At 39.6% G+C, this 22,933-nt stretch carries 26 protein-coding genes and 1 pseudogene; 15 read left to right on the forward strand and 12 right to left on the reverse strand.

All coding sequences use genetic code 11. The features are described from left to right. Positions 1–161 precede the first annotated feature (161 nt). Positions 162–566, forward strand: coding sequence for a tetratricopeptide repeat protein (locus FTU06_RS14970; protein ID WP_180147434.1), 405 nt, complete (start codon positions 162–164; stop codon positions 564–566). A 26-nt stretch (positions 567–592) separates the two neighbouring features. Here FTU06_RS14970 and FTU06_RS14975 read toward each other — a convergent pair. The 5 genes and pseudogenes from FTU06_RS14975 to FTU06_RS14995 form a co-directional block, all read right to left on the reverse strand. Next, positions 593–1,554 (reverse strand): annotated as a pseudogene (locus FTU06_RS14975) (IS30 family transposase). 417 nt (positions 1,555–1,971) lie between these two features. After that, positions 1,972–3,138, reverse strand: coding sequence for a cupin domain-containing protein (locus tag FTU06_RS14980; RefSeq protein ID WP_180147398.1), 1,167 nt, complete (start codon positions 3,136–3,138; stop codon positions 1,972–1,974). A 96-nt stretch (positions 3,139–3,234) separates the two neighbouring features. After that, the gene (locus FTU06_RS14985; protein ID WP_180147401.1) at positions 3,235–3,699 is read right to left on the reverse strand and encodes a hypothetical protein; all 465 of its coding nucleotides are present in this window, start codon (positions 3,697–3,699) and stop codon (positions 3,235–3,237) included. 187 nt (positions 3,700–3,886) lie between these two features. Next, positions 3,887–4,480 carry a nucleoside triphosphate pyrophosphatase gene (locus tag FTU06_RS14990; protein WP_168379679.1) on the reverse strand — a complete coding sequence of 198 codons (594 nt, stop codon included), beginning with the start codon at positions 4,478–4,480 and terminating at the stop codon, positions 3,887–3,889. Beyond that, positions 4,480–4,863 carry a DUF2237 family protein gene (locus FTU06_RS14995; protein WP_078188698.1) on the reverse strand — a complete coding sequence of 128 codons (384 nt, stop codon included), beginning with the start codon at positions 4,861–4,863 and terminating at the stop codon, positions 4,480–4,482. The genes FTU06_RS14990 and FTU06_RS14995 overlap by 1 nt, the downstream gene beginning before the upstream one ends. Before the next feature lie 140 nt (positions 4,864–5,003). Here FTU06_RS14995 and FTU06_RS15000 point away from each other — a divergent pair, with 140 nt between their 5' ends. The 4 genes from FTU06_RS15000 to FTU06_RS15015 all read left to right on the forward strand — a co-directional run bounded on the left by FTU06_RS15000 (position 5,004) and on the right by FTU06_RS15015 (position 8,744). Beyond that, positions 5,004–6,191 (forward strand): phosphoglycerate kinase, encoded by a 1,188-nt coding sequence (locus tag FTU06_RS15000; protein WP_180147404.1) that lies wholly within the window; start codon positions 5,004–5,006, stop codon positions 6,189–6,191. A gap of 151 nt (positions 6,192–6,342) precedes the next feature. Then, entirely contained in the window at positions 6,343–6,618 is a 276-nt protein-coding gene (locus tag FTU06_RS15005; protein WP_078188696.1) for a hypothetical protein, read from the forward strand. 122 nt (positions 6,619–6,740) lie between these two features. Continuing rightward, a complete protein-coding gene (gene fba, locus FTU06_RS15010) occupies positions 6,741–7,778 on the forward strand; it encodes a class II fructose-bisphosphate aldolase (RefSeq protein ID WP_078188695.1) in 1,038 nt (345 codons plus the stop codon). Positions 7,779–7,889: 111 nt separating this feature from the next. Continuing rightward, positions 7,890–8,744: an EamA family transporter gene (locus FTU06_RS15015; RefSeq protein WP_180049406.1), complete on the forward strand. Its 855-nt coding sequence runs from the start codon at positions 7,890–7,892 to the stop codon at positions 8,742–8,744. A 338-nt stretch (positions 8,745–9,082) separates the two neighbouring features. Here the strand turns inward: FTU06_RS15015 and FTU06_RS15020 are convergent, their stop codons facing one another. Together FTU06_RS15020 and nfsB are read right to left on the reverse strand one after the other, a co-directional pair. Beyond that, positions 9,083–9,316, reverse strand: a complete 234-nt coding sequence (locus tag FTU06_RS15020) for a hypothetical protein (protein ID WP_078188692.1) — start codon at positions 9,314–9,316, stop codon at positions 9,083–9,085. 115 nt (positions 9,317–9,431) lie between these two features. Beyond that, positions 9,432–10,085, reverse strand: coding sequence for an oxygen-insensitive NAD(P)H nitroreductase (gene nfsB / locus FTU06_RS15025; protein WP_180090217.1), 654 nt, complete (start codon positions 10,083–10,085; stop codon positions 9,432–9,434). Between the two features lie 252 nt (positions 10,086–10,337). Here nfsB and hpaI point away from each other — a divergent pair, with 252 nt between their 5' ends. Then, positions 10,338–11,132: a 4-hydroxy-2-oxoheptanedioate aldolase gene (gene hpaI / locus FTU06_RS15030; protein WP_180147407.1), complete on the forward strand. Its 795-nt coding sequence runs from the start codon at positions 10,338–10,340 to the stop codon at positions 11,130–11,132. Between the two features lie 270 nt (positions 11,133–11,402). Here the strand turns inward: hpaI and FTU06_RS15035 are convergent, their stop codons facing one another. The 5 genes from FTU06_RS15035 to FTU06_RS15055 form a co-directional block, all read right to left on the reverse strand. Next, complete coding sequence (locus FTU06_RS15035) at positions 11,403–12,482, reverse strand: porin (RefSeq protein ID WP_180147410.1); 1,080 nt, start codon at positions 12,480–12,482, stop codon at positions 11,403–11,405. Between the two features lie 312 nt (positions 12,483–12,794). Beyond that, positions 12,795–13,208 (reverse strand): HIT family protein, encoded by a 414-nt coding sequence (locus FTU06_RS15040; RefSeq protein ID WP_180147413.1) that lies wholly within the window; start codon positions 13,206–13,208, stop codon positions 12,795–12,797. Between the two features lie 31 nt (positions 13,209–13,239). Then, complete coding sequence (locus tag FTU06_RS15045) at positions 13,240–13,509, reverse strand: YARHG domain-containing protein (RefSeq protein ID WP_078188510.1); 270 nt, start codon at positions 13,507–13,509, stop codon at positions 13,240–13,242. Between the two features lie 88 nt (positions 13,510–13,597). Beyond that, on the reverse strand, positions 13,598–14,470 hold the full coding sequence (locus FTU06_RS15050) for an NAD(P)-dependent oxidoreductase (RefSeq protein WP_180040991.1): 873 nt from the start codon (positions 14,468–14,470) through the stop codon (positions 13,598–13,600). Positions 14,471–14,488: 18 nt separating this feature from the next. Further along, positions 14,489–15,583 carry an alpha/beta fold hydrolase gene (locus tag FTU06_RS15055; protein WP_180147416.1) on the reverse strand — a complete coding sequence of 365 codons (1,095 nt, stop codon included), beginning with the start codon at positions 15,581–15,583 and terminating at the stop codon, positions 14,489–14,491. 142 nt (positions 15,584–15,725) lie between these two features. Here FTU06_RS15055 and FTU06_RS15060 point away from each other — a divergent pair, with 142 nt between their 5' ends. From FTU06_RS15060 to FTU06_RS15100, 9 genes are all read left to right on the forward strand, one after another. Then, a complete protein-coding gene (locus FTU06_RS15060) occupies positions 15,726–16,913 on the forward strand; it encodes an O-succinylhomoserine sulfhydrylase (RefSeq protein WP_180147419.1) in 1,188 nt (395 codons plus the stop codon). Between the two features lie 32 nt (positions 16,914–16,945). After that, positions 16,946–17,275 (forward strand): YbaB/EbfC family nucleoid-associated protein, encoded by a 330-nt coding sequence (locus FTU06_RS15065; protein WP_078188506.1) that lies wholly within the window; start codon positions 16,946–16,948, stop codon positions 17,273–17,275. Between the two features lie 12 nt (positions 17,276–17,287). Continuing rightward, positions 17,288–17,884 carry a recombination mediator RecR gene (gene recR / locus FTU06_RS15070; protein ID WP_078188505.1) on the forward strand — a complete coding sequence of 199 codons (597 nt, stop codon included), beginning with the start codon at positions 17,288–17,290 and terminating at the stop codon, positions 17,882–17,884. A gap of 201 nt (positions 17,885–18,085) precedes the next feature. Next, complete coding sequence (locus FTU06_RS15075) at positions 18,086–19,228, forward strand: HRDC domain-containing protein (RefSeq protein WP_180147422.1); 1,143 nt, start codon at positions 18,086–18,088, stop codon at positions 19,226–19,228. Between the two features lie 124 nt (positions 19,229–19,352). After that, positions 19,353–19,661: a YcgL domain-containing protein gene (locus tag FTU06_RS15080; protein WP_078188503.1), complete on the forward strand. Its 309-nt coding sequence runs from the start codon at positions 19,353–19,355 to the stop codon at positions 19,659–19,661. 21 nt (positions 19,662–19,682) lie between these two features. Then, a complete protein-coding gene (locus tag FTU06_RS15085) occupies positions 19,683–20,066 on the forward strand; it encodes a hypothetical protein (RefSeq protein WP_078193907.1) in 384 nt (127 codons plus the stop codon). A 21-nt stretch (positions 20,067–20,087) separates the two neighbouring features. Continuing rightward, positions 20,088–20,939 (forward strand): MoxR family ATPase, encoded by an 852-nt coding sequence (locus tag FTU06_RS15090; RefSeq protein WP_078188501.1) that lies wholly within the window; start codon positions 20,088–20,090, stop codon positions 20,937–20,939. Positions 20,940–21,018: 79 nt separating this feature from the next. After that, entirely contained in the window at positions 21,019–21,471 is a 453-nt protein-coding gene (locus FTU06_RS15095) for a hypothetical protein (RefSeq protein WP_180147425.1), read from the forward strand. A 204-nt stretch (positions 21,472–21,675) separates the two neighbouring features. Next, positions 21,676–22,863, forward strand: a complete 1,188-nt coding sequence (locus FTU06_RS15100; protein ID WP_180007278.1) for a VWA domain-containing protein — start codon at positions 21,676–21,678, stop codon at positions 22,861–22,863. Positions 22,864–22,933: the final 70 nt, after the last annotated feature.

Below are 22,933 nucleotides of genomic sequence, written 5' to 3' on the forward strand. Positions count from 1 at the left end.
AGGATCAGAAAGCTTGTTTGAATCGATGTATTTCATCCGCAGATTATGCACGAATGCTAAGAAATCCGGAGTGCAAATATTAACCAAAAAGAAGATCGTTTTTTGATTTATGAAAGAGATCTAATGATAATTTCGCGCTAGCCTTTAATTTAATAGGTGTGATGTATAATTATGGCTATGGTTATGATGTAGATTTAGAAAAGGCACTGAAATATTATAAGAAGGCTGCTTTGCTAGGTAATCCAGATGCGCAGTTTAATATTGGGCAAATGTATTTTGAAGGAATAGGGGTTAATAAGGATTTTAAGGAGGCTTTCAAGTGGTACACTTTATCGGCAAATCAAAATTATTCTCTAGCGGAGATCCAATTAGCAACATTATATTTTAAAGGGTATGGTGTGGGAGCTAATATTAATACAGCTATTGAAATAATAAAACCATTAGCAATAAATGGGAACCCTGATGCTATTTACAACTTAAGACTTTATTATAAAAAACTAAATAATTCAAAAGATTATGAATACTGGGATAAAGTATGTAAAAAAAACCATGATTGTGATATTTGACTTTAAATTTTTTTAAAATGGCGGATTCAAGCAGCAAGTGCAACAGTATAAAAACCAGCCATAACTTCACTCGGTGTATACCAACCTAGTGTTTTTCTAGGACGATGGTTGAGTGCAAATTCTATCTGCTCTATTTGTTCGTTTGACACGTCATCAAACGATGATGATTTGGGCAGATATTGACGGATTAAACCATTCGTATTTTCATTTCTAGCTCGCTGAATAGACTTGTAAGGGTCAGCGAAATACGCCTCTATGCCGGTATCAGTAATTCTTTTGTGTTCGGAAAATTCTTTGCCATTATCAAATGTCACGCTATAAGCATGGCTCATTCGTAAACGATCTAATGCATAAGTAATCGTTTGAGGGGATGCTCTCGTTGGCCCTAAATGAACAATATGTACGTACAGGCTCTTTCGATCAACGAGAGTTAATAAAGCACCTTTATGATGCTTACCAATCACCGTGTCACCTTCGAAATCTCCTAAACGTTGTCGTTATCAATGACCTCATCTCGGCAATGAATACTTGTTTTATCAATGATTTGACCCCTACGATCCGTGTTTTTGTAACCTCGTTTTCGATATTTCTTCTGATGCCTTAAGTGTAGATGGAGTTTACCGCCTTTTGATTTATCTTGATAAATGTACTGGTAAATCCATTCATGTGAAGGTGCATCCAGCCAACTGCGTTGTGTTAAAGCACCTGAAATTTGTTCTGGTGACCAGTCCAAGCCAATCAAATAATCAATATACGCGAAGGCAAATGCTGTCATTGATGATGAAGGACGGTACCGTCTTTGACTTGCAAATTTAGCTGCCTGTTGAGCCCTATATCCACGTTGCCCAGTATTTCTTTTTAATTCACGGTAGATGGTTGATCGTGAACGCCCTAGCTCCCGAGCAAGGGTAGTGATTGAACTTTTACTTTTCAAAGTAGCATAAATTTCGTATCTTTCATCTTGAGAAAGTTGGGTGTATTTCTTCATTGTGTGCTTTCCAATTGCGAGTTGAAAAAGTCTAATGATTCTATGAATACATCTAACTTTTTCAACTAACTACAAATGTGTCGCACTTGGGATTTGAATCTGCGATGAATAATGACTTAAACTTTGAAAATATGTGCCTTTTTTCTTTCCACCATAGCTTCGCTTTTGTTTTTAGGCTTTTATATTTGAATTCCGATGGTATCTACGATCACCACATTCTAGTCTATGTCTTCACCTTAAATACAGCGTAATGCGTTATCTTTGGTTTATTGGATTGGTGTTATTGATTGTATGGGTTTATCGCGTCATCGTGGAGAAAAAAGCCGATCAAGTCGAAGATTTTTTAAATCGTAGAAAGCGAAAATAATGCTATTCAGCAGTATAAAAAGGGAGCATGACGCTCCCTTTTTATTGAGTTTATTCAGCTTCCGTTGGGACGAGCATCAGCACAGATTCATTTAATAGCATGGCAATATTTTCTAAGATATCAGCATCATATAAAGATTCGTCTAGCGCTAGACTTTGGCCATCGGCAATGGTTTTTAAATGCACTGCAAATTCGTCTGAGATACAGATTCCTTCGCCATTTGCCCAAAACAAAATATCACCGTCTTGCTCTGTATATAGTAAGCGTGAAGCCGGTTCTAACATGAGTTGATAGCCTTGATCTAAGGCCTCTTCAAGATCACCAGTGCCGATTTCTTCGGCTTCAGGAATATTGTCAGGATATTTAGGTTCTGACATTAAGCTCATGATTGCATCTTCAAGTACGGTTGAATTTTGCAATTGTTCAAATAACTTTTCTTTTAAATACTCAAGTTCATTTTCAGTCACTTGGCCAATCGCACTGATTTGGTCACGTAAAATGTCAGTTAATGGATTTTTAAGTAGAGGATTGTCTGTGAATTTGTCTGTCACTCGATCCATCATTTCTGTGACATTTGGCATGCGGAAGCCAAATGAATACGTTAGACATTCATCTTCAGCTACGCCATAGTGTGATAGGCCTGGTGGCACATAAAGTAAGTCGCCGGGAGCAAGCACTTCATCAAAATGAACGTCCATTTCTGGCAGTAAGCGAAGCGGTTGACCTTCGACAAATGAAGTATCGGCATCACACATCTGACCCAATTGCCAACGGCGGTGACCATAGCCTTGTACGAGGAATACATCGTAAAAATCAAAATGTTGCCCGACAGAGCCGCCTTTTTGTGCATATGACACCATGATGTCATCACGACGCCATTGCGGAATAAATGAAAACTGCTTCCAAAGCTCGGCTAGGTCAAAAGAATAATGATCGACAGCTTGAACCAATAAAGTCCACAGTTTCGGCATTTTTTGAAAATCGGCTTTAAGTAGTGGAGAAGATTTCACTGTCCATTGGTTAGGATCACGATCTTTTTGTTTGATGAGACGTGCAGTGACATTGTCTTCTAAAGCCAATTCTAGAACGTCTTTCGGTTCAAGTATTTGGGCAATTTCAGGGAGTGCATTACGAACCAATAATGGTTTTTTTTGCCAATATTCGGCAAGGAATTGTTCAGCGCTGATGCCGCCGAGGATGTTAAGAGAATGAGCCATAGCTAAATACATACAATTTCAATGGATATATTGTCCCTTGAGATTCCTGTTTTTAGCAAGGCTCTATTTCATTAAATTATTTCGATTAGCTTGAGACTATTTTAAAGGATTGTCTTTGAGATATTGCATGACTAATTTTTCAACCTCCAAATCATAGCTATTGGCAGCAGCCGTGGTCGCTGAAAATTTCATGAATTGCTCAAAATGTGCATTGGTGTCAATTTTAGTATTTTCTTTATCAGACATTAATTTGAAATGATTCGGCATGACTTTTGCCATCATTTCAACATTTTCGGTTTGTAGTTTTAGAAGTTTTTTCACTTCAACTGTTTGTGGTTGAATGCTTTCAAATTTTTGTTTGCCTAGAGCAACCAGTTTATTGATTTGTTGTTCTGGTGAGTTACTCCCACCGGTTTTGGTTTTAGTGCCCAGTTGTTGAATGATTTGCTCCTGCATTGCAGCGCCTTGTTGTTCTAATTCAGCATAGATAAATTTATATTGAACCCACTCATTGACTAAGTTTTTGTTGTATTGCTGAGAGTTGGTCACAGTTTGATTCACTGTATTGGTATGACCGTTTGTCGAACAAAATAGAAGGCTAATGCTAATGAGGCTAGATGAAAGTAAATTAAACTTTTTTATGTTTTCAGTTCTTGGTTGTAATAAATAAGTAAGTGACTTTTTAATCATTAGCCCATAAAGAGCTAATGATGTGTTTATTATGCTGTAACAGATAAAGATTTTAAAATTATGGGACTAAGATCTTAAGCTCACGCAAAATATTGCAGAGTTTAATCATCGGCATACCCATGAGTGTAGTTTGGTCTTGCCCGATCATTTCTTCAAATAAGCTAATCCCTAAACTTTCACATTTAAAACTGCCAGCGCAGTGTAACGGTTGTTCAACCTGAACATAACGTTCAATTTCAGGCAAGCTTAGTTTGCGAAATTTCACTTTATAGTGCTCGACAAGGGTTTGTTCAAAACCTATCGATTTTTGTTGGACACTAAGTGCAGTACTGAAATAAACGATTTTGTCAGAGTTGGCTTGAAGCTGCTTAACGGCTTTTTCATCACAAAGCGGTTTACCAATAAAAATATCCGGTGCGCCTTCGCGCCATGCGACTTGGTCAGAACCAATCACAATTGCATCTGGGTGCTGGTTTGCAATCGCTGAAGCTTTTTCAAATGCCAGTCGCTTCGCTAACTCATCGGCGTGGTTCTCACCGCGAGGTGTTTCGTCTATATCTGGTACGATTGAGTGATAATCAATCCGTAAACGGTCCATTAGGTCTTTACGGGTTTGGCTGCTCGAAGCCAAAATGATTTTGGGAGTACTCATTACACTGCATATTCCATAAGTACATCAAGCGGTACATAAGACAGCGCCGCTTGGTGACACGCTTGTATTTTAATAGGTGGGGCAAATCCTTCTTGATACGCTTCCACCCAGCGAGTCACACAGATACACCAGAAGTCACCAGGTTGTAGTCCTGGAAAACCAACTTCGGGTAAGGGTGTGATTAGGTCATTGCCAACTTTTTGGGAAAAGTTTAAAAATTCAGATGTCATTTGTGCACACATCGTATGCTGACCAAGGTCTGTTGTTGCTGTATGGCAAAAGCCATTTCTAAAATATCCGGTAATCGGATCAAAACAACAGCTTGCCAAGGGTTCGCCTAAAACATTTAAACGATTAATATTTGGGTCTGGATGAATTGACATAAGCGCTGAATCTTTATAAGGCTTTTCGCTATCATAACAAAACTTTGGCTCTACATAGCTTTTCTGCAAAAGAAGCTAACGTTTTTCTGCATAATCATTTAAAATCGTCGCGTTTTGATATCAATAAAAGAGAGTAATGCATGAACTTTCAGCGTATGACTGACCTTGATTTGGCGGGTAAACGTGTTCTGATCCGTGAAGATCTTAACGTACCAGTTAAAAATGGCGTGATTACAAGCGATGCACGTTTACGTGCGGCGTTGCCAACAATTAAAGCAGCTGTAGAAAAAGGTGCTGCTGTAATGGTGTATTCACACTTAGGTCGTCCTGTTGAAGGTGAGCCTAAAGCAGAACAGTCTCTAGCACCTGTAGCCGCTTATTTAACAGACGCTTTGGGTCAAGATGTTCAACTGATCACTGATTATTTGGACGGTGTTGACGTTGCGCCAGGTCAAGTGGTTTTACTTGAAAACTGCCGTTTCAACGTGGGTGAAAAGAAAAACAATCCTGAATTATCAGCTAAATATGCAGCACTTTGTGATGTCTACGTTATGGATGCATTTGGTACGGCTCACCGTGCAGAAGCATCGACTGAAGGTGTAGCACGTTGCGCAAAAGTGGCTGCTGCAGGTCCTTTACTTGCTGCTGAGCTTGATGCGCTTGGTCGTGCACTTAAAACTCCTGCAAAACCAATGGTTGCGATTGTTGCAGGCTCAAAAGTTTCTACAAAATTAGATGTATTAACTTCACTATCTGATATCTGTGATCAATTGATCGTGGGTGGTGGTATTGCCAATACATTCTTAGCTGCTGCGGGCTTCAATGTTGGTAAATCACTTTGTGAAAATGACTTGATCGACACAGCAAAAGCCATTGCTGCAAAAGTATCTGTACCACTTCCAACAGATGTTGTTGTTGCTGATGCTGCTGAAATTGATTTTGCAGACTTCCTCGGTTCATTAGCTGCTGTTAAAGCTGTCGTGAAAAAAGTTGAAGATGTAACAGACAACGACATGATTTTGGATGTGGGCCCTGAAACTGCAAAAGCATTTGCAGAAATCTTGAAAACTTCAAAAACTATTCTATGGAATGGTCCAGTAGGTGTGTTTGAGGTTGATCAATTCGGCGAAGGCACCAAAGCATTGTCTTTAGCGATTGCAGAATCTGAAGGCTTCTCGATCGCGGGTGGTGGTGATACGCTTGCTGCAATTGATAAATATGAAGTTGCAGACAAAATTGGTTACATCTCGACTGGTGGTGGTGCTTTCCTTGAATTCGTTGAAGGTAAAACTCTTCCTGCTGTAGCGGCGCTTCTTGACCGTGCTTAATTTAGTATTATCAATAAGATAATACAGTATTAAAAAAGGTTGGCTTCGGTCAGCCTTTTTTTATCGCCCATTCATTTTGTCGTCATCAAAGTGCAATATTTCTGCAATAAAATTCATCGCAACACCTAATTAGCAGTAGTAGGAAACAACGATGAACTTAAAACTTGCACTTGCTGTACTTTTAATTGCTCCATTAACTTTGACAGCTTGTGCTAAAAAAGAGTCTGCACCAACGGAATCAGAAGCATCTGCTGTTGCCGTAGATAATGCTCAAACAACGCCAGAACAACAAAAAGCCATTGATGAACTTGATAAGCCAGTATTGGATGAAAAGAATCAAGATGTTCCTGCTGAAATTGCAAATGCACCTGCAGACGAAGCAACAGCTGACGCTGAAACAGCCGCTTCAGCAGCAGCAACTCACTAAGATTGTTGTCTTTATTTAAAAAGTCCCTGCAAATGCAGGGATTTTTTTTTAAATAGTGTTATTTGTTGCTGAATTGAAATGATTGAGCATGTAGAATATGCGGCATTACCTGGGAGGATATTATGGCTCTTATTTCATTGCGCCAGCTCTTGGATCACGCCGGCGAACATGCTTACGGCGTACCAGCATTCAACGTAAACAACTTAGAACAAATGCGTGCAATTATGCTTGCAGCAGATGCAACAAATTCACCTGTAATCGTACAAGCATCTGCGGGTGCACGTAAGTATGCAGGCGCTCCGTTCTTGCGTCATTTGATTTTGGCAGCAATCGAAGAATGGCCACATATTCCTGTGGTTATGCACCAAGACCATGGTACTAGCCCTGACGTATGTCAACGTTCTATTCAACTTGGCTTCTCATCAGTGATGATGGACGGTTCATTAGGTGAAGACGGTAAAACACCAACTTCATACGAATACAACGTAGACGTGACTCGTCGTACTGTTCAAATGGCACATGCGTGTGGCGTTTCAGTAGAAGGCGAAATCGGTTGTTTAGGTAGCCTTGAAACTGGTATGGCTGGTGAAGAAGATGGTGTAGGCGCTGAAGGCGTACTTGACCATTCTCAGCTTTTAACTTCAGTTGAAGAAGCGCGTTCATTTGTAGCAGATACCAATGTTGACGCACTTGCAATTGCAGTGGGTACTTCACACGGTGCGTACAAATTTACTCGTCCACCTACAGGTGACATCTTAGCGATTGACCGTATTAAAGAAATTCACGCTGCGTTACCAAATACGCATCTTGTAATGCACGGTTCAAGCTCTGTGCCACAAGAATGGTTGGCTGTAATTAATGAATTCGGTGGTAACATCGGCGAAACTTACGGTGTTCCAGTAGAGCAACTTGTAGACGCAATCAAACACGGTGTTCGTAAAATTAACATCGATACTGACTTACGTCTTGCATCTACAGGTGCTATGCGCCGTATGATGGCTGAGAAACCAGCTGAATTTGACCCACGTAAATTCTTCTCTGCAACTGTTGATGCAATGAAACAAATTTGTATCGATCGTTATGAAGCATTTGGTACAGCGGGTAATGCTGACAAGATTCGTCCAATTTCTTTAGAGAAAATGGTGAGTCACTATAAATAATTTGTCTTGAGATAGATTATTTTTGAAGAAAAGCCCACAATTAAGTGGGCTTTTCTTTGATTTGAACTTAGAAAAATTGCTTTAAATACAACTCAAGAATAAGAGCGTGTCATGGAATTGATCTTTGCTGCCGCGATTTGCAGTGTTCTCGTTTCAGTAATTCTAAAACTCTGTCGTGATCGGGGTTTTAACCCTGCACAAATGATCACATGGAATTATGCATCTGCGAGTATTTTATGTTTTCTATGGTTTAAGCCGGATCTAGCCCATATTTCGATTAATAAAACGCCGTGGGTTTTAATTGCGGCTTTGGGTGTATTACTGCCGACGATTTTTTATTGCTTAGCACGCTCACTGCAAACAGCAGGTATTTTAAAAACCGAATTGGCTCAGCGCTTATCGGTTGTGCTTTCTCTTAGCGCAGCCTATTTTATTTTCAGTGAATATTTTAATGCCATTAAGCTCATTGGTATTGCGCTTGGTGTACTTGCGGTATTGCTGATTTTATTTTCACAGCGTAAGGGAAGCATTGATGGAAAGCAGGGGATTTTATTTTTATTAAGCGTTTGGGCAGGCTATGCACTGATTGATGTGCTATTAAAATTTGCCTCAGGTTTGGGCATGCAGTTTGCGGTGACTTTAAATCTGGTGTTTATTTGTTCATTTCTACTTTCGAGTATTTATAACATCGTACAACACGGCAGTCTGGGGCAGACAAAAAATATCCTCGCTGGATTGGGCTTAGGTCTCTTAAACTTTGCCAATATTGCACTGTATGTGAAAGCCCACATGTTGCTTAAAGACACACCTGCAATCGTCTTTGCTGGCATGAATATTTTGGTTGTAGTTTTAGGTGTGGTTGCGGGCCTCATCATCTTTAAAGAAAAATTGAGAGTCGCAACCGTATTTGGTTTGATTGCAGGGATCATGAGTGTGGTTTGCTTAGCATATGCCATGTCTGTCTAAGATAACTTTTAGCAAAAACGATCGGGTGTTGTAGCAAATCATCCCACTCAGCCACGCCCATGAGCAGTCCTTGATCTCGACAACTCGGACACTCAGGGCAGTGATGATCAGTATATTGATAAGTATACAGATACATTTGATGGCAATGACCGCATTCAAACTTCATCGGCATTTGTAGTAAATATGACATGTCCCACCTCTGCTTGATTTGTTGTTCTGATTCAAATTATTCAGCAAAGTTCAGACCAATTTATAAATATTATATTTTCACATTGTTGCTAAATATGTCGTTATTAAAAAAGCCCTCGATTTGAGGGCTTTTAGTTTTAGATGCTTAGTTAACGTGTGAGTTGTTGAAAACGTTGTAAGGTGTTTTCAAAATAACATTTACCCACTGCAACGGGGTGTTTTAGGAAATCTTGAGTTTCAATCGTGCCTTGTAACTGACCCGGTTGTTTACAGTTTGGGCAGTTTGGATAGCTATGGAGCATATCGCCCGCATATTTTTGTAAATAAACCGTATTGCACGCTTCGCAATGAAATTTCATGGGTAATTTTATAGCTGTAGGCATAGGGAGAGACCTGAGTATATTTTGAGCAGAATATACTCGATAATTGTTTAAATAATAAGTCCCGAAATGACAAAAAAGAGGTAAAATAGCCCCTTTCGTCGGTTTTATGAAAAGCCTAGAGATGTGTAAAAATTTCTTCAGCATTCAGACGTGATTTAGGTAATTTCGCATTGAAATCATTTTCGCTACGATAGCCTAAAGTCATCAGTACAGAAGGAATCAAGTTTTGTTCAACTAAGCCCAATTCTTCAGTGATGATGGCTTCGTCAAATCCACCAATCGGTGTTGCATCCACACCTTCAATGCCTGCTGCCAAAAGCATTTGACCTAAAGCAATAAATGTTTGGTTTTCAGCCCAACGTTGAATATCACCTTTTTCATTACGATAATAATCGACATAACCTGTACGGCTGTCTTTTTGACCTTGTTTGGCTTTGTCATCTTTAAAGCGACCACTACGATCATCCTGATTTAAAAGATTATCTAAATGCTCTGTAGTGATGTCTGCTTTAGTACAGAATAAAATCGTATGTGATGAATCTAAAACTTTTGGGGCATTGTAGGCATATTTTCCTACTAAGGCTTTGGCAATGCGTTGTTTGGCTGCATCATGATCTGCAATAAAAAAATGCCAAGGCTGAATATTAATGGAAGATGGTGTTAAACGGAGTATTTGTAATAAACGCTCAAATTGTTCCTGTGGAATTTTTTTAGCAGGATTATATGCTTTCGTGGTATAGCGTTGTTTTGATACGTTTAACAGATCCATCGAATATCTCCAGATATAGTTTGCTGTAGTTTAGCGGATAAATGGCCAAATGGTCTAAGGAGAAAATTTTCCAAAGATAGATCTTAGTCGTATATGCTGGACTCAATGGCTAAAAATTAACAGATTTAAGCTGTATGAAGTGCGAATTAGAGTTATATAAAATCATAAGATAGATAAATGCTATTGGTAGTTTTTGCCAAAAGGCGTTTAATCAATTGTAGTTAATCATAATTTAAGCATGAGACAGCAGCGATGGATTACACCAATCATTTCAAGAAAAAATTAAAAACCGAACAGCAGATTGGTTTGTGGGTCGGTTTAGCCGATGCTTATGGGACTGAAATAGCTGCAAATGCAGGTTATGACTGGTTGCTGATTGATGGCGAGCATGCCCCAAGTGACTTGCGGACGACATTATCGCAATTGCAAAGTATTGCTGCATATCCTTCGCAAGCCGTAGTTCGACCTCCAATTGGTAGTGTGCAACTGATTAAACAACTGTTGGATATTGGTGCGCAAACCTTGCTGATACCTATGGTTGAAACTGTTGAACAAGCTCAACTTATGGTTAAGGCAGTACGTTATCCACCCGAGGGTATTCGAGGCGTTGGTGCAGCATTAGCACGTGCAACACGTTGGAACAGTATCCCTGACTACTATGCAACGGCACATGAAAATATCTGTTTACTGATTCAGATTGAGTCGGTAGAGGGGATTAAAAACTTAGATGAAATACTGAAAATTGAAGGCATCGATGGGATATTTATTGGTGCGGTGGATTTGTCGGCGACGATGGGTTATCAGGGGAATTCGAACCATCCTGAAGTACAAAAAACCGTGATTGATGCAATTCAGCGTATACGTAAGGCGGGTAAAGCAGCAGGTATTTTGTCGACACAGCATGATGTGACTCAGAAGTATATCGAGTTAGGCACAGAATTTGTTGCCGTGGGTGTCGACACCAGTGTGCTCATGAATTCGTTACGTGAGCTTTTATCGAAGTATAAAACAGATACCCAAGTGATGAAAACAGAAGGTGGTTACTAAGCGGTACAGCCTTAAGCAATTGGTAACCGTCAGATCAGATTTGAGCTAGTACAGCCTTAGAAAAACCTCTGCATAACGAGTTGTATATTTGATATCTTTGTTCTTGAGTGAGATGAGTATAGTTCATGATGCAACTTTGACCGGTCGGAAGCAAAATGCGAACTCAACTTGCTTCTCTCTAATAATTTAATCTTTGTTGCTCTTCTTTTTTGAATTTAAGAGTAAAAAAGACATACCGGGGTATGTCTTTTTGGGGGAAGATATTGCAGCTTAGAAGTCGTAACGCAGACCAAGAGAAAGTGCAGTTGCATTTTCATCACCGATCCCTGCGATACCGTTACCGAAGCTACGACCCTCTTTCCAAGGGTTGAGTTTAGAGTTTTTGTCGTTAAGCACAGTTGCTAAGTTGCCGTATACGCGTAAAGTGCTATCCAACTTATGTTCTACACCCACACCGATCAAGCTTGCATTAGCATCATCAGCATCTACGTCACGGTAGAAGTATTCACCGCGTACTGAGGTTTTAGGGGTTACTTTATATTCGCCAGCTACACCAAAAACTTGGGCATCTGGGTTGGCTGTATTGTTGTCGTGTTTGGCAATTTGGTATAACGCACCCAAGTTAAATTCTTCAGTTAACTTATATGCACCAGCAATACGCAATGCATCACGACTTGCGCCACCTGCTGCGTTTGCTGCATTTTCATCATACTTTTCGTAAGCTGCTGCAAAATCAATAGGACCTTCTTTATAAGTTAGAGCAAGGTCATAGGCTTTGTTATCATCTTTGCCTTCGCCATCTGCTTCACGGTCAATTTGTGTACCTGAATGCATCGACATTGCAGCTAATACATTGAAACCACCGCCAAATTTTGGCGATTTATATTCAATTGTGTTTTCATTACGTTCATCAAATTTTAAGTTGCCGACACGTGTTACGTTGCGAACGTCACCAACCATGTCACCGAAGAAGTTCACAGGGCTACGTGCAACTTTAAATGGGCTGTCAAAGCGACCTACACGTGCTTGACCATAAGTTGAACTTTTTAAACCCACGAATGTGTCACGTGTTGAAAAATCTATACCTTTGCTGTCTTGGCTACCGCTTGCAAAGTTTACTTCTTGCTCAATTTGAGCGAATACGTTGAGGTCATCATTAATTTTTTGATCTACTTTGAAGCCTAAGCGTGAAGCATTAGAAGAAAGACCAACTTCGTTGTAATCTTTACCATCATCTAGATAGTCAAGAGAGACATGTGCACGGCCATAAATTTTTACATCTGCAGCAGATGCCATCATTGGTGTAAGAATTGTTGCCCCGATTGCTAATGCACATAGAGTTTTTTTCATTTGAAGCTCCAGAAGACTTTTCCAGTCATATCAATATGTTTTATCAGTAGCTTGGCTAGAAGTAATTTCGCTATCTAATGGCGCTAAGTATTCATTACAAATAAGACAGTTCTATTAAGGAAATATTTCAAAACGGTGAAAGGTGATTTTTGGTTTAAATTGTATTTTTATTTATAAAGATTGATATTTATTAAATACTTATAGTTATTTTTAAATATTAAATTTTGCAGTTAAAATGACTTGGCACAATATTCTAAACATAAAAAAATGGAGCCGAAGCTCCATTGATCATCACTTTAAACTCAATTGAACTTAAAATGCTGCTTTGATTTTTTCGCCAATGGCTTTAATTTTTTCCATATCGCCCATTTGTGCGGCATGTTTACCTAATTCATGGACTGAAGTCGGAATTAGGTGGAAATGCACATGCGGAACAGTTTGACCCGCAGCAGCACCAGACAACTGCATCAATACGATACCTTTCACGTCTAAGGCTTTCTCCATTGCTTTCGCAACTTTTTGGACAATCTGAATGGTATAAGCAGCCGCTTCAGGATCTAAATCAAGTAGCGTAATAGCAGGGGTTTTAGGAATTACGAGCGTATGACCTTCGGCCTGTGGCATGACATCCATAAAAGCGAGTACTTGATCATCTTCATAGACTTTAAACGCAGGAAGTTCTCCACGTAAAATCCGAGCAAAAATATTTTGATCATCATAAGTCATTGCTAAATTCCTTGTGCGAATTGAATCGTAATTATTTACAATTCAATTCTTTCTGACGATCTTTGATCGCGTCAAGTCGTTGTTGCTCTTTTTCTGAAAATTTAGGCTTAGTTGTGTAGCAATTGTCATTGCCAAACTTCGCTTTAGCATCAGGATCTTTAAAGCAGAAACCTTTCGATGCATAAATCACGTCATGGTCATTTTTCAACTTTTGGCATTCTTGCTCAGATGCTAAAACAGCAGTAGAAGCCCCGATTAAAGTTACAGCACCTAGCAAAGTTGCAAGGGTAAATTTGTTCATGCGAGTTTCCTCTGTCATTTGTAACAATGTGTGTTATGACACTAGAGTACAATATGATGGTTATTTATCGTTATTCAATGGCGAGTTATTACTCAATTGTAATTTTACTCCATTTTTCATACATAATCATAGCGCTTGAAAAATCACTGTTTTCTTCAGCTTGATCGCTTGCTGCTTGGATTAAATTTTGCGTCAAAGAGAGCACAGGGGCTGAAAGTTTTGCTTGTCGTACCAGATCAACAGCAATTCCCGTATCTTTTGCAAGTAATGGAAGCGCAAAGGTTAATGGGAAGCTACGATTCAGTACGCGCTGCGGTAAAACTGTTTCAGTCACATTACTTTTACCGCTCGACGCATTAATACAATCGAGTGCTTCATGTAAGTCCACGCCATGCGCTTTTAAGGTGGTGAATCCTTCAGCAACTGCACAAAGATTTACAGCCATTAACATGTTGTTTACAGCTTTAACGGCAAAACCCGCACCCGGTTCACCCACATGTTTAATCAGTTTGCCAAATGTTTGGATCGCAGGTAATGCACGTTCAAAGGCTGCTGCGTCACCACCAATCATGACGGTTAATGTTCCAGTTTCAGCGCCAATGGTTTGTCCACTCACAGGGGCGTCTAAGAACGAAACGTTTTGTTGCTTTAAGGCTGAAGCGAGTTTTTTTGCAGATTCTGGCACACCGCTGGTACAGTCGACCCAAATCGAGCCTGATTTCAGCGTCACACTCGCAATTAAATTTTCAACATCTTGGCTGATGGGTAGGCATGAAAAAATAATGTCCGCTTGCACTGCTTGCTCTAATACAACCGCTTGCGTACCAAATTCAGCAGCATGTTGCTCTGCCTTGGTAAAGTTTCGATTCCAGACATAAACCGTGTCGAACTGTTTTGGTAGGTGCGCTGCCATACGGTAACCCATTGCGCCCAATCCGATAAATGCAACTGACTGAATCATCTTTACCCTCTAAATTTTTTATTTCAATAAACTGGATCTTTGTGTAAGCCACTGGGTCAAAGTTGGCCAAAATTGATTGGCACTTTTTTGACTCGACATCAGGCCGAGGTGACCACCGGGAATGAGAGTAAACGTGACATCTTGACTACTTGTCAATTCGCCTAAAGGACTTGCTGCATCGGCAGTAACGATTTGATCGGTAGAACCCGCGCCAATCAACAAAGAGCAGTGGATATTTTTTAATTGAATAACTTTATCTTTCAATTGAATAATGCCGTTTTTAAGCGGATTTTGTAGCCAAACATTGAACACCATGTCTTGGTTAATGCCACCCGGATAGTCAATCATGTGATTGAGAAAATCGCCCATGGTTGCATGTTCATACAGGTCATGCAGATTATCTAAGTTAGATAAAAATTGCTTTTGGCTTTTGAACCAACCAATTGGATCGACGATTTTAAATCCAATCGCATTAAGCACGCCCGGTGTATGGATAAAATGTTTAGGAATTTTCCCAGTGTAAACAGTATCTTGTAAATTCTTACTACGTGAAAGCAAGCGATTGGTTTTTTGAAATAACTTTCCGATACGACCTGAGGCATAGCTATCAATTGGTGCGCCCATCACCATGAGATTTTTAACATGTTCAGGTTGATGTAATGCGGTATACAGCGTGACAAAGACTCCAGCCATACTCCAACCATGTAGCGAGATGTATTGACTATCTGCATGCTCACAAATTTGATCTATACAATGGGGAATCACATCATCAATAAACGATAGAAAATTTAAGAATCGATCTTGATAGTTCAACTTTCTCCATTCCAACAAATAGACATCAAAGCCACTGTGTTGAAAATGTTTCACCAATGAGCGATATGGATACAAATCATAAATTGCCATATTGATGGCCAGTGGTGCAACAAACACTAAGGGTTCTTTGTATTTACGATCAGGCGAAGCGTAATACCGAACTTTTGCATGTTTATATTCAGTAATCACTTCATAGGGTGTTGATTGAGAAAGGACCAGCGATTTTGCATTAAACACACGTGTAGACAGGTGTTTAATTTTCTTTTGCTGCGCTAGAAATTTCTGTTTGAAAGGGTGCATAACTGTCAATTGCCTAAGTCCTTGTAGGATTGGTCGAAGTCTAAGCGATAATTTCGTATTTTACCTTGACCTTAAATAGCTTAGACGCTCAAAATATTGGCAATTCTTCACAAAGGCAGTTCTTCGCGACTGAGTAATACAGATGAGCCAACAAGACGACATCGAATACCAATTAGAGACTTTAGCGATTCGTACAGGTCATACTCGTACTTTTGAGGGTGAACATAGCGAGCCAATTTTCCTGACTTCATCATTTGTTTGTGAAAGTGCAGCAGATGCCGCAGCAAAATTTTCAGGTCAAATTGAAGGCAATACCTATTCACGTTATACCAATCCAACTGTACAAACTTTCGAAAAACGTTTAGCTGTTTTGGATGGTGCTGAAGCCGCGGTTGCGACAAGTTCAGGTATGGCGGGCGTACACGCAATTACTTTGGCATATTTGAAAGCTGGCGATCATGTGGTGTGTTCACGTGCTGTCTTTGGTTCGATCATTTCTCTGTTTGAAAAATATGTCATCAAATTTGGCGTTGATGTTACTTTTGTTGATTTGGAAGATTTAGATGCTTGGAAACAAGCGATTCGTCCAACTACACGCCTATTGTTTATTGAAACACCGTCAAACCCATTAGCTCAAGTAGGTGATTTACAAGCCATTGCCGATATTGCACATGCGCATGGCGCATTATTTGCAGTCGATAATACCTTCTGTACACCAGTGTTACAGCAACCGATTAAATTTGGTGCGGACCTCGTGATCTATTCATCAACAAAATATATTGATGGTCAAGGTCGTGCGCTAGGTGGTGCAGTTGTTGGTAGTGCAAAATTGATGGAAGAGATTACAGGTGTTATTCGTACACTGGGTAACTCGATGAGTCCATTCAATGCATGGATCTTCCTGAAAGGTCTAGAAACTTTAAGCTTACGTATGAAAGCACATTGTGCAAGTGCTCAGACTTTAGCTGAATGGTTAGATTCACACCCGAAAGTTGAAAAAGTGTACTATGCGGGACTTCCAAATCACGAAGGTCATGAGTTGGCGAAAAAGCAACAAAAAGGCTTTGGCGGAGTTGTGTCGTTTGTTGCCAAAGGCGAACGTGAAGGCGCTTGGACCGTGATTGATAATACCAAGTTCCTTTCTATTACAAGTAATTTGGGTGATGTAAAATCAACAATTACCCATCCTGCAACGACTTCTCATGGCAGAATGTCAGCAGAAGCGAAAAAAGCAGCAGGGATTAGCGAAGGTTTAATTCGTGTATCTGTTGGTTTAGAAGATATTAATGATATTATTCGCGATCTTTCACGCGGTTTAGATCTTATCTAAAGTGAATTCATCAGTTTTGTTCGGAGATTTTTATGAACATAAATATGCTCATGCAGCAAGCTCAACGCATGCAAAAAGAAGTTGAGAGCAACATTAAAAAAGCCAAGGAAGAGCTTGCACAAGTTGAAGTTCACGCTGAAGCAGGTGGTGGTCTGGTTAAAGTTACTATGACTGCGCGTCATGTGGTAAAACGTATTGAAATCAATCCTGAACTACTTCAAGATGATGCAGATATGATTGAAGACTTAATTGCAGCGGCAATGAATGATGCATCACGTCAAGCTGAAGTTATTTCAGAAGAAAAACTGAAATCTGCAAACTCTGGTATGGGGCTTCCACCAGGCCTTTCAGGTTTATTCTAAGGAATACGTTAAATGTTTAGTGATCGTTTTGATCAACTTGTACAGGCATTGCGTATTTTGCCAAGCGTTGGGCCAAAGTCGGCTCAACGAATGGCACTGCACTTAATCATGAAAAATAGGGAGGGTGCTGTTGGTCTGGCACATGCCTTGACTGAAGCAACCAACTATATTCATGAATGTTCCATTTGCCATTCATTGACTGAAGATGAAGTGTGCAACATATGCGTCTCGTCAGAGCGTGATGATCAACTGCTTTGTGTGGTTGAATCTCCTGCAGATGTCATGGCAATCGAGCAAAGTGGCAGTTTTAGAGGGAAATATCATGTATTGGGTGGGCATTTGTCGCCACTCGATGGTATTGGCCCCGACGAAATTGGTATCCCATATTTAATTCAACGACTAAGTGATGGTAAAGTGCAGGAAGTGATCTTGGCGACCAATGCAACGGTTGAAGGTCAAGCGACAGCACATTATTTGGTTGAAGCGACCAAACATTTACCAATACAAATGACCCGTATTGCACAGGGTGTACCACAGGGTGGTGAGCTTGAATATGTGGATAGTCATACCTTAAGTCAGGCCGTGCATAACCGAATGCGAATGAAGTAACTATAGAGCGAAACTCGTTTCGCTTTGTATAATTTTCACCTAATTATTTATACTTAATAACGATTAAAGTTTTTATTTATAATGAATAAAAAAGCCAAATAAAGAAAATAAGTCACTAAAATAACGTTTTTCCTTATAGATAAATAATATATATCAGTTAATATAAGCTCATAGAGCATCTAAAATTAGACTCAGCAACTTATGTATCAATTCATTCAAAATCAGCCAGATTTAAATTCTGTTTTAAATCTTATGGACCAAAGCTCGATTTACGGACTCGACACCGAGTTTATAAAAGTAGATACCCTGTGGCCCAAACTTGGACTTTTCCAAATTAATGTACAAAATCAGGTGTATTTACTTGATGGTACAACCCTCGATTTAAGCCAATTCTGGCAAAAATTATTTGCGGCTCAGCAAAACATTTTTCATGCTTGTAGTGAAGATATCGACCTGATTTATCACTATGCACAGCATAAGTCTTTAGAAAATGTCTTTGATACACAAGTTGGGATGTCATTTTTAGGGCATGGCTTACAAGTCAGCTATCAAAATGCCTTAAAAACTATGCTCGATGTAGATATAGATAAAGATCAGACACGTTCAGATTGGTTGGCTCGTCCACTCAGTGCCGAGCAATTGAACTATGCAGCGAATGATGTACATTATTTAATGAATTTAAGCCAAACGATTCAAAATGAGTTGGCTGCGAAAAGTTTATTAAATTGTGTGCTTGAGGACTGCAAAAATTTAACTTATGAAATTGGCACTGAAACGCCGATCCATTTGCTGTATCACGATATTGGTAATTATCGACATTCACGTCGTCAGCTCATGCAAATTCAGCAATTGGCCGTTTGGCGTGAGCAAATGGTGAAAGCCTTAAATCAGCCACGTAGCTTTATTCTTAAAAACTCAACCATCATTGATATGGTAGAGAAGAATCCAAAAAATAATTTTCAATTGAGCGCGGTGAAAGACATTCGTCCGAACATTGTGCGCGAGCATGGTAAAATTATTTTAGATTTGTTGAAGTTTTTACCAGAACAAGCTGAATGGCCGCTGCGTATGGCACGTCCAATTCGACACTCTTCTCAAGATATTGGGTCACGTGTCGATACTGTTATTCAGCGTGCAGTACAAGTAACCTCTGTGCCTAAAGAGGTTTTAATGCGCAAAAAATGGTTAAATGCTTTGTATCAGCATGTGGTTTTTCATAATGATGAACAATATTTACCGAGTTATTTGTTGGGCTGGCGCTATGATTTGCTGACGAAGCCTTTAATTGAAGTGCTGCATGCCGATGAAAGCTATCTTTCTGGTCAAATGAAAGTGATGGAATAAGTTCTGATTGATTAAAGAACTATCACTTATACAAATTCACGACTGATGCGTTAATAAACACTAATGTATCAGTCTTTTTTTTGATGTATCCTTTGCCTTGCGTTTAATGAGTATTGATTCAATTATGTACTGTTCTATCTACAAATCGAGCAAAAAAGATGAAATGTATCTTTATATTGCCCGTCCTGAAGTTAATGAAAACGAAACTGAAGCGACTGATCCGCTTGCAGTAATGCCTGATGCTTTACGTACAGCATTTGGTCGTGCCACATTTGTCATGGATCTAGAACTTAGTGAATCACGCAAACTTGCACGTGTGAACGTATTGCATGTACTAGATTCAATTGAAACAAAAGGGTTCTTTATTCAAATGCCTCCAGAAGGTTTAATTGACCCAAATGCAGTTGAGCCAGAAGGCTTGCGCGGCGCTTAAGTTAATTCAGGAGTTGTGAAAATGAATGGTGTAGTATCGGTATTGGACTCAATTCCTGAAAGCAGTATTGCAATTACGGTTTACCTAGGTGGGGCTGTAATTGCTTTGTTGTGTTGGTATGGGCTGATGAAGCGCTTACCCAAAACGATCGGTGCCATTGGTTGGCTTATCGTATTTGCTATTTTATTAACACCAACCGTTTCTGAAGGTTCAAATGCAGCAATCGCACCTGCGATTTTTGGTTTGATTTTTGGTGTATTAACAAAAGATCAGCCATTGGTTTGGTTGAATCTATCGTTGATTCTCTTTGTGGTGGGTATTGGTTTAGTCCTCGGTTATTTTTGGACCAAATACAATGCAGCGAAACCACAGCACGTTGTAAACAAGAAAATTTCACCGCTTTAAATAAAAAAATAAGGTTATGTCATGTCTGTTGAAACTCAACAATTTACTGGTACAGATCAATATATTGCGACCGATAGCTTAAAACTTGCAGTAAAAGCTGCACGTTCATTGCAAAAGCCACTTTTGGTTAAAGGTGAGCCGGGGACAGGTAAAACACTTTTAGCCGAACAAGTGGCTGAAAGTTTAGGCCTTAAGCTCATTACTTGGCATATCAAATCGACGACCAAGGCTCAACAAGGTTTGTACGAGTACGACGCCGTATCTCGTCTGCGTGATAGTCAGTTGGGCGATGACCGTGTTTATGACATCAAAAACTATATTAAGCCGGGTAAACTTTGGGAAGCGTTTACCAGTGAAGAACGTTGTGTACTTCTAATTGACGAAATTGATAAAGCAGATATCGAATTCCCTAATGATTTGCTACACGAACTCGATAAAATGTCATTCTTTGTGTACGAGACAGGTGAAACGATTACGGCAACACAACGTCCAATCGTGATCATTACTTCAAATAATGAAAAAGAACTTCCAGATGCCTTTTTGCGTCGTTGTTTCTTCCATTATATTGAATTCCCTGATGAAGCAACCATGCGTGAAATCATCGATGTGCATTTTGAAAATATTTCAAATACCTTGGTTTCTGAAGCACTGCAAATTTTCTTTAAATTACGTCAAGTTCCGGGTTTAAAGAAACCGCCTTCAACTTCTGAGTTGATTGATTGGTTGAGTTTGCTGATGGCTGATGATATGCCAGAAGATATTTTACGCAACACAGATAAATCGAAATCAATTCCACCACTTTATGGTGCCTTGATTAAGAACGAACAAGATGTGCAATTGCTTGAACGTTTAGCATTTATGTCACGTCGTTAATTGATATCAATTCTTTAAAAGATTTAAAAGCCGGTTATCCGGCTTTTATTTTGAGTATTAAAAAATATAAAGGTGAATTATGCAGACAAATGCATACGTATCTCGTGTACACATAGCTGTACCTAGGAGATTAAAGCCGACTGTACTTTTGTTGGCTGCGAGTTTTTATTTTTCTAGTTTTAGCTATGCAATGGATGATGCTCAGTTTGAACAGCAGCATCAACAGCTACTCCAGGATGCGTATTGGGCGCAAGTTGCAGAACATCAACTTAAAGAAAAGCTCATTGATCAATCAGATCATCTCGCAGCTCAAACGACCATTCAACAAAAGGCCTGTGCTGCAACTGTACTCGAGCTGAAATACTATGATTTTGTGATCTTGAATCTAAATGACTTTAACCGCTATAGAAACCATCAAGGTTTTCATAAAATCGTGTCTATTGAAAAGTTGCAGCAAGATCGTCTCGATGTTCAGCGCAAATATGAAACTCTTAAAAAATCACTTAAAGAAAGAAATGCGACTTGCGAATAAATCATGCCGTTTGTGTTTCTTTGGGTAGGTAGGGCAACGTATATGAACACACAGTAAAAGCTTTTGGCTTTACTTGTAGGAATCAATTTTTCATAATGGTGGATGTAAAGGCAAGACTCAGTTGCAGATGAAATAACAAGATCACATGCATTCACACTGGATTTGACCTCCTGATATTTAATTTTTATTGGATTTTATTCGCCTATGTTTGTGCGATTGTTTTATACCCTTCGAAAATACGGTGTTCCTGTTTCAACTCGTGAATTGATTGACTTGAACCAAGCAGTGGCAGCAGGGCTGGTCTTTGCAGATCAAAATGAATTTTATCAGCTTGCAAAAACCGTCATGGTCAAAGATGAACGTTACTTTGATAAGTTCGACCGTGCAATGAAGGACTATTTTGACGGTATTGCCACCTTTGATTTGGATGAGCTATTAAATCAGGTACATAAACTGCCAAAGGATTGGTTTGACCTTGAGCTAATCGAAAAGCATTTAACACCAGAACAACGAGAAGAATTAAAAAAAGCTGGTTCATTAGAAGAATTGATGAAAATGCTCGAAGAGCGTTTACGCGAGCAGCATAAAAAGCATCAGGGTGGTAATCGAATGATTGGTACGGGCGGTACCTCGCCCTTTGGTGCCTATGGTGACCATCCTGAAGGCGTGCGTATCGGTGGGCCTGGTCGTAAACGATCTGCGGTGAAAGTTTGGGAACAACGTCAATACCGAAACCTAGATGATGAGCAGATTCTCGGCAGTCGTCAGATGCAGATGGCATTGCGTCGTTTGCGTAAATTTGCCCGTCAAGGTGCAGCAGATGAGCTTGACATTGATGGAACCATTCGTGAAACAGCCAAGCAAGGCATTTTGGATGTACAGCTTGTTCCAGAACGACGTAACCGCATTAAAGTGTTGATGCTGTTTGATGTTGGGGGATCGATGGATTCACATATTGCCCAATGCGAGAAGCTCTTTACCGCTGCAAAAACTGAATTTAAAACCTTAGAGTATTTCTATTTCCATAACTGTTTATATGACTATGTGTGGAAAGACAATATTCGCCGTTCAAGCACGCGTATGAATACATGGGATCTATTCAATACCTATGGGCGAGATTACCGTGTCATCGTGGTCGGTGATGCAAGTATGGCACCGTATGAGTTGAACTCGGTAGGTGGATCTGTGGAATATATGAATGATGAAGCGGGTCAGGTGTGGTTACAGCGTTTACGTAATCATTTTGATAAAACAGCGTGGTTAAACCCAGAAGAAGAAAGTTATTGGCATTACACCCAAACCATTGCTGCGATTAAACAAATCTTTGAAGATCATATGTTCCCAATGACCCTAAAAGGTGTGGAAGATATGACGAAATATTTAGCGCGCTAAAGCGTTAAAAACGATACTTTTTCTTATCAATGATGTTTATATTACTTACTCCAATTTTGCATTGTTTCTT

The organism is Acinetobacter sp. YH12052 (assembly GCF_013419835.1).
Lineage (GTDB): Bacteria > Pseudomonadota > Gammaproteobacteria > Pseudomonadales > Moraxellaceae > Acinetobacter > Acinetobacter amyesii.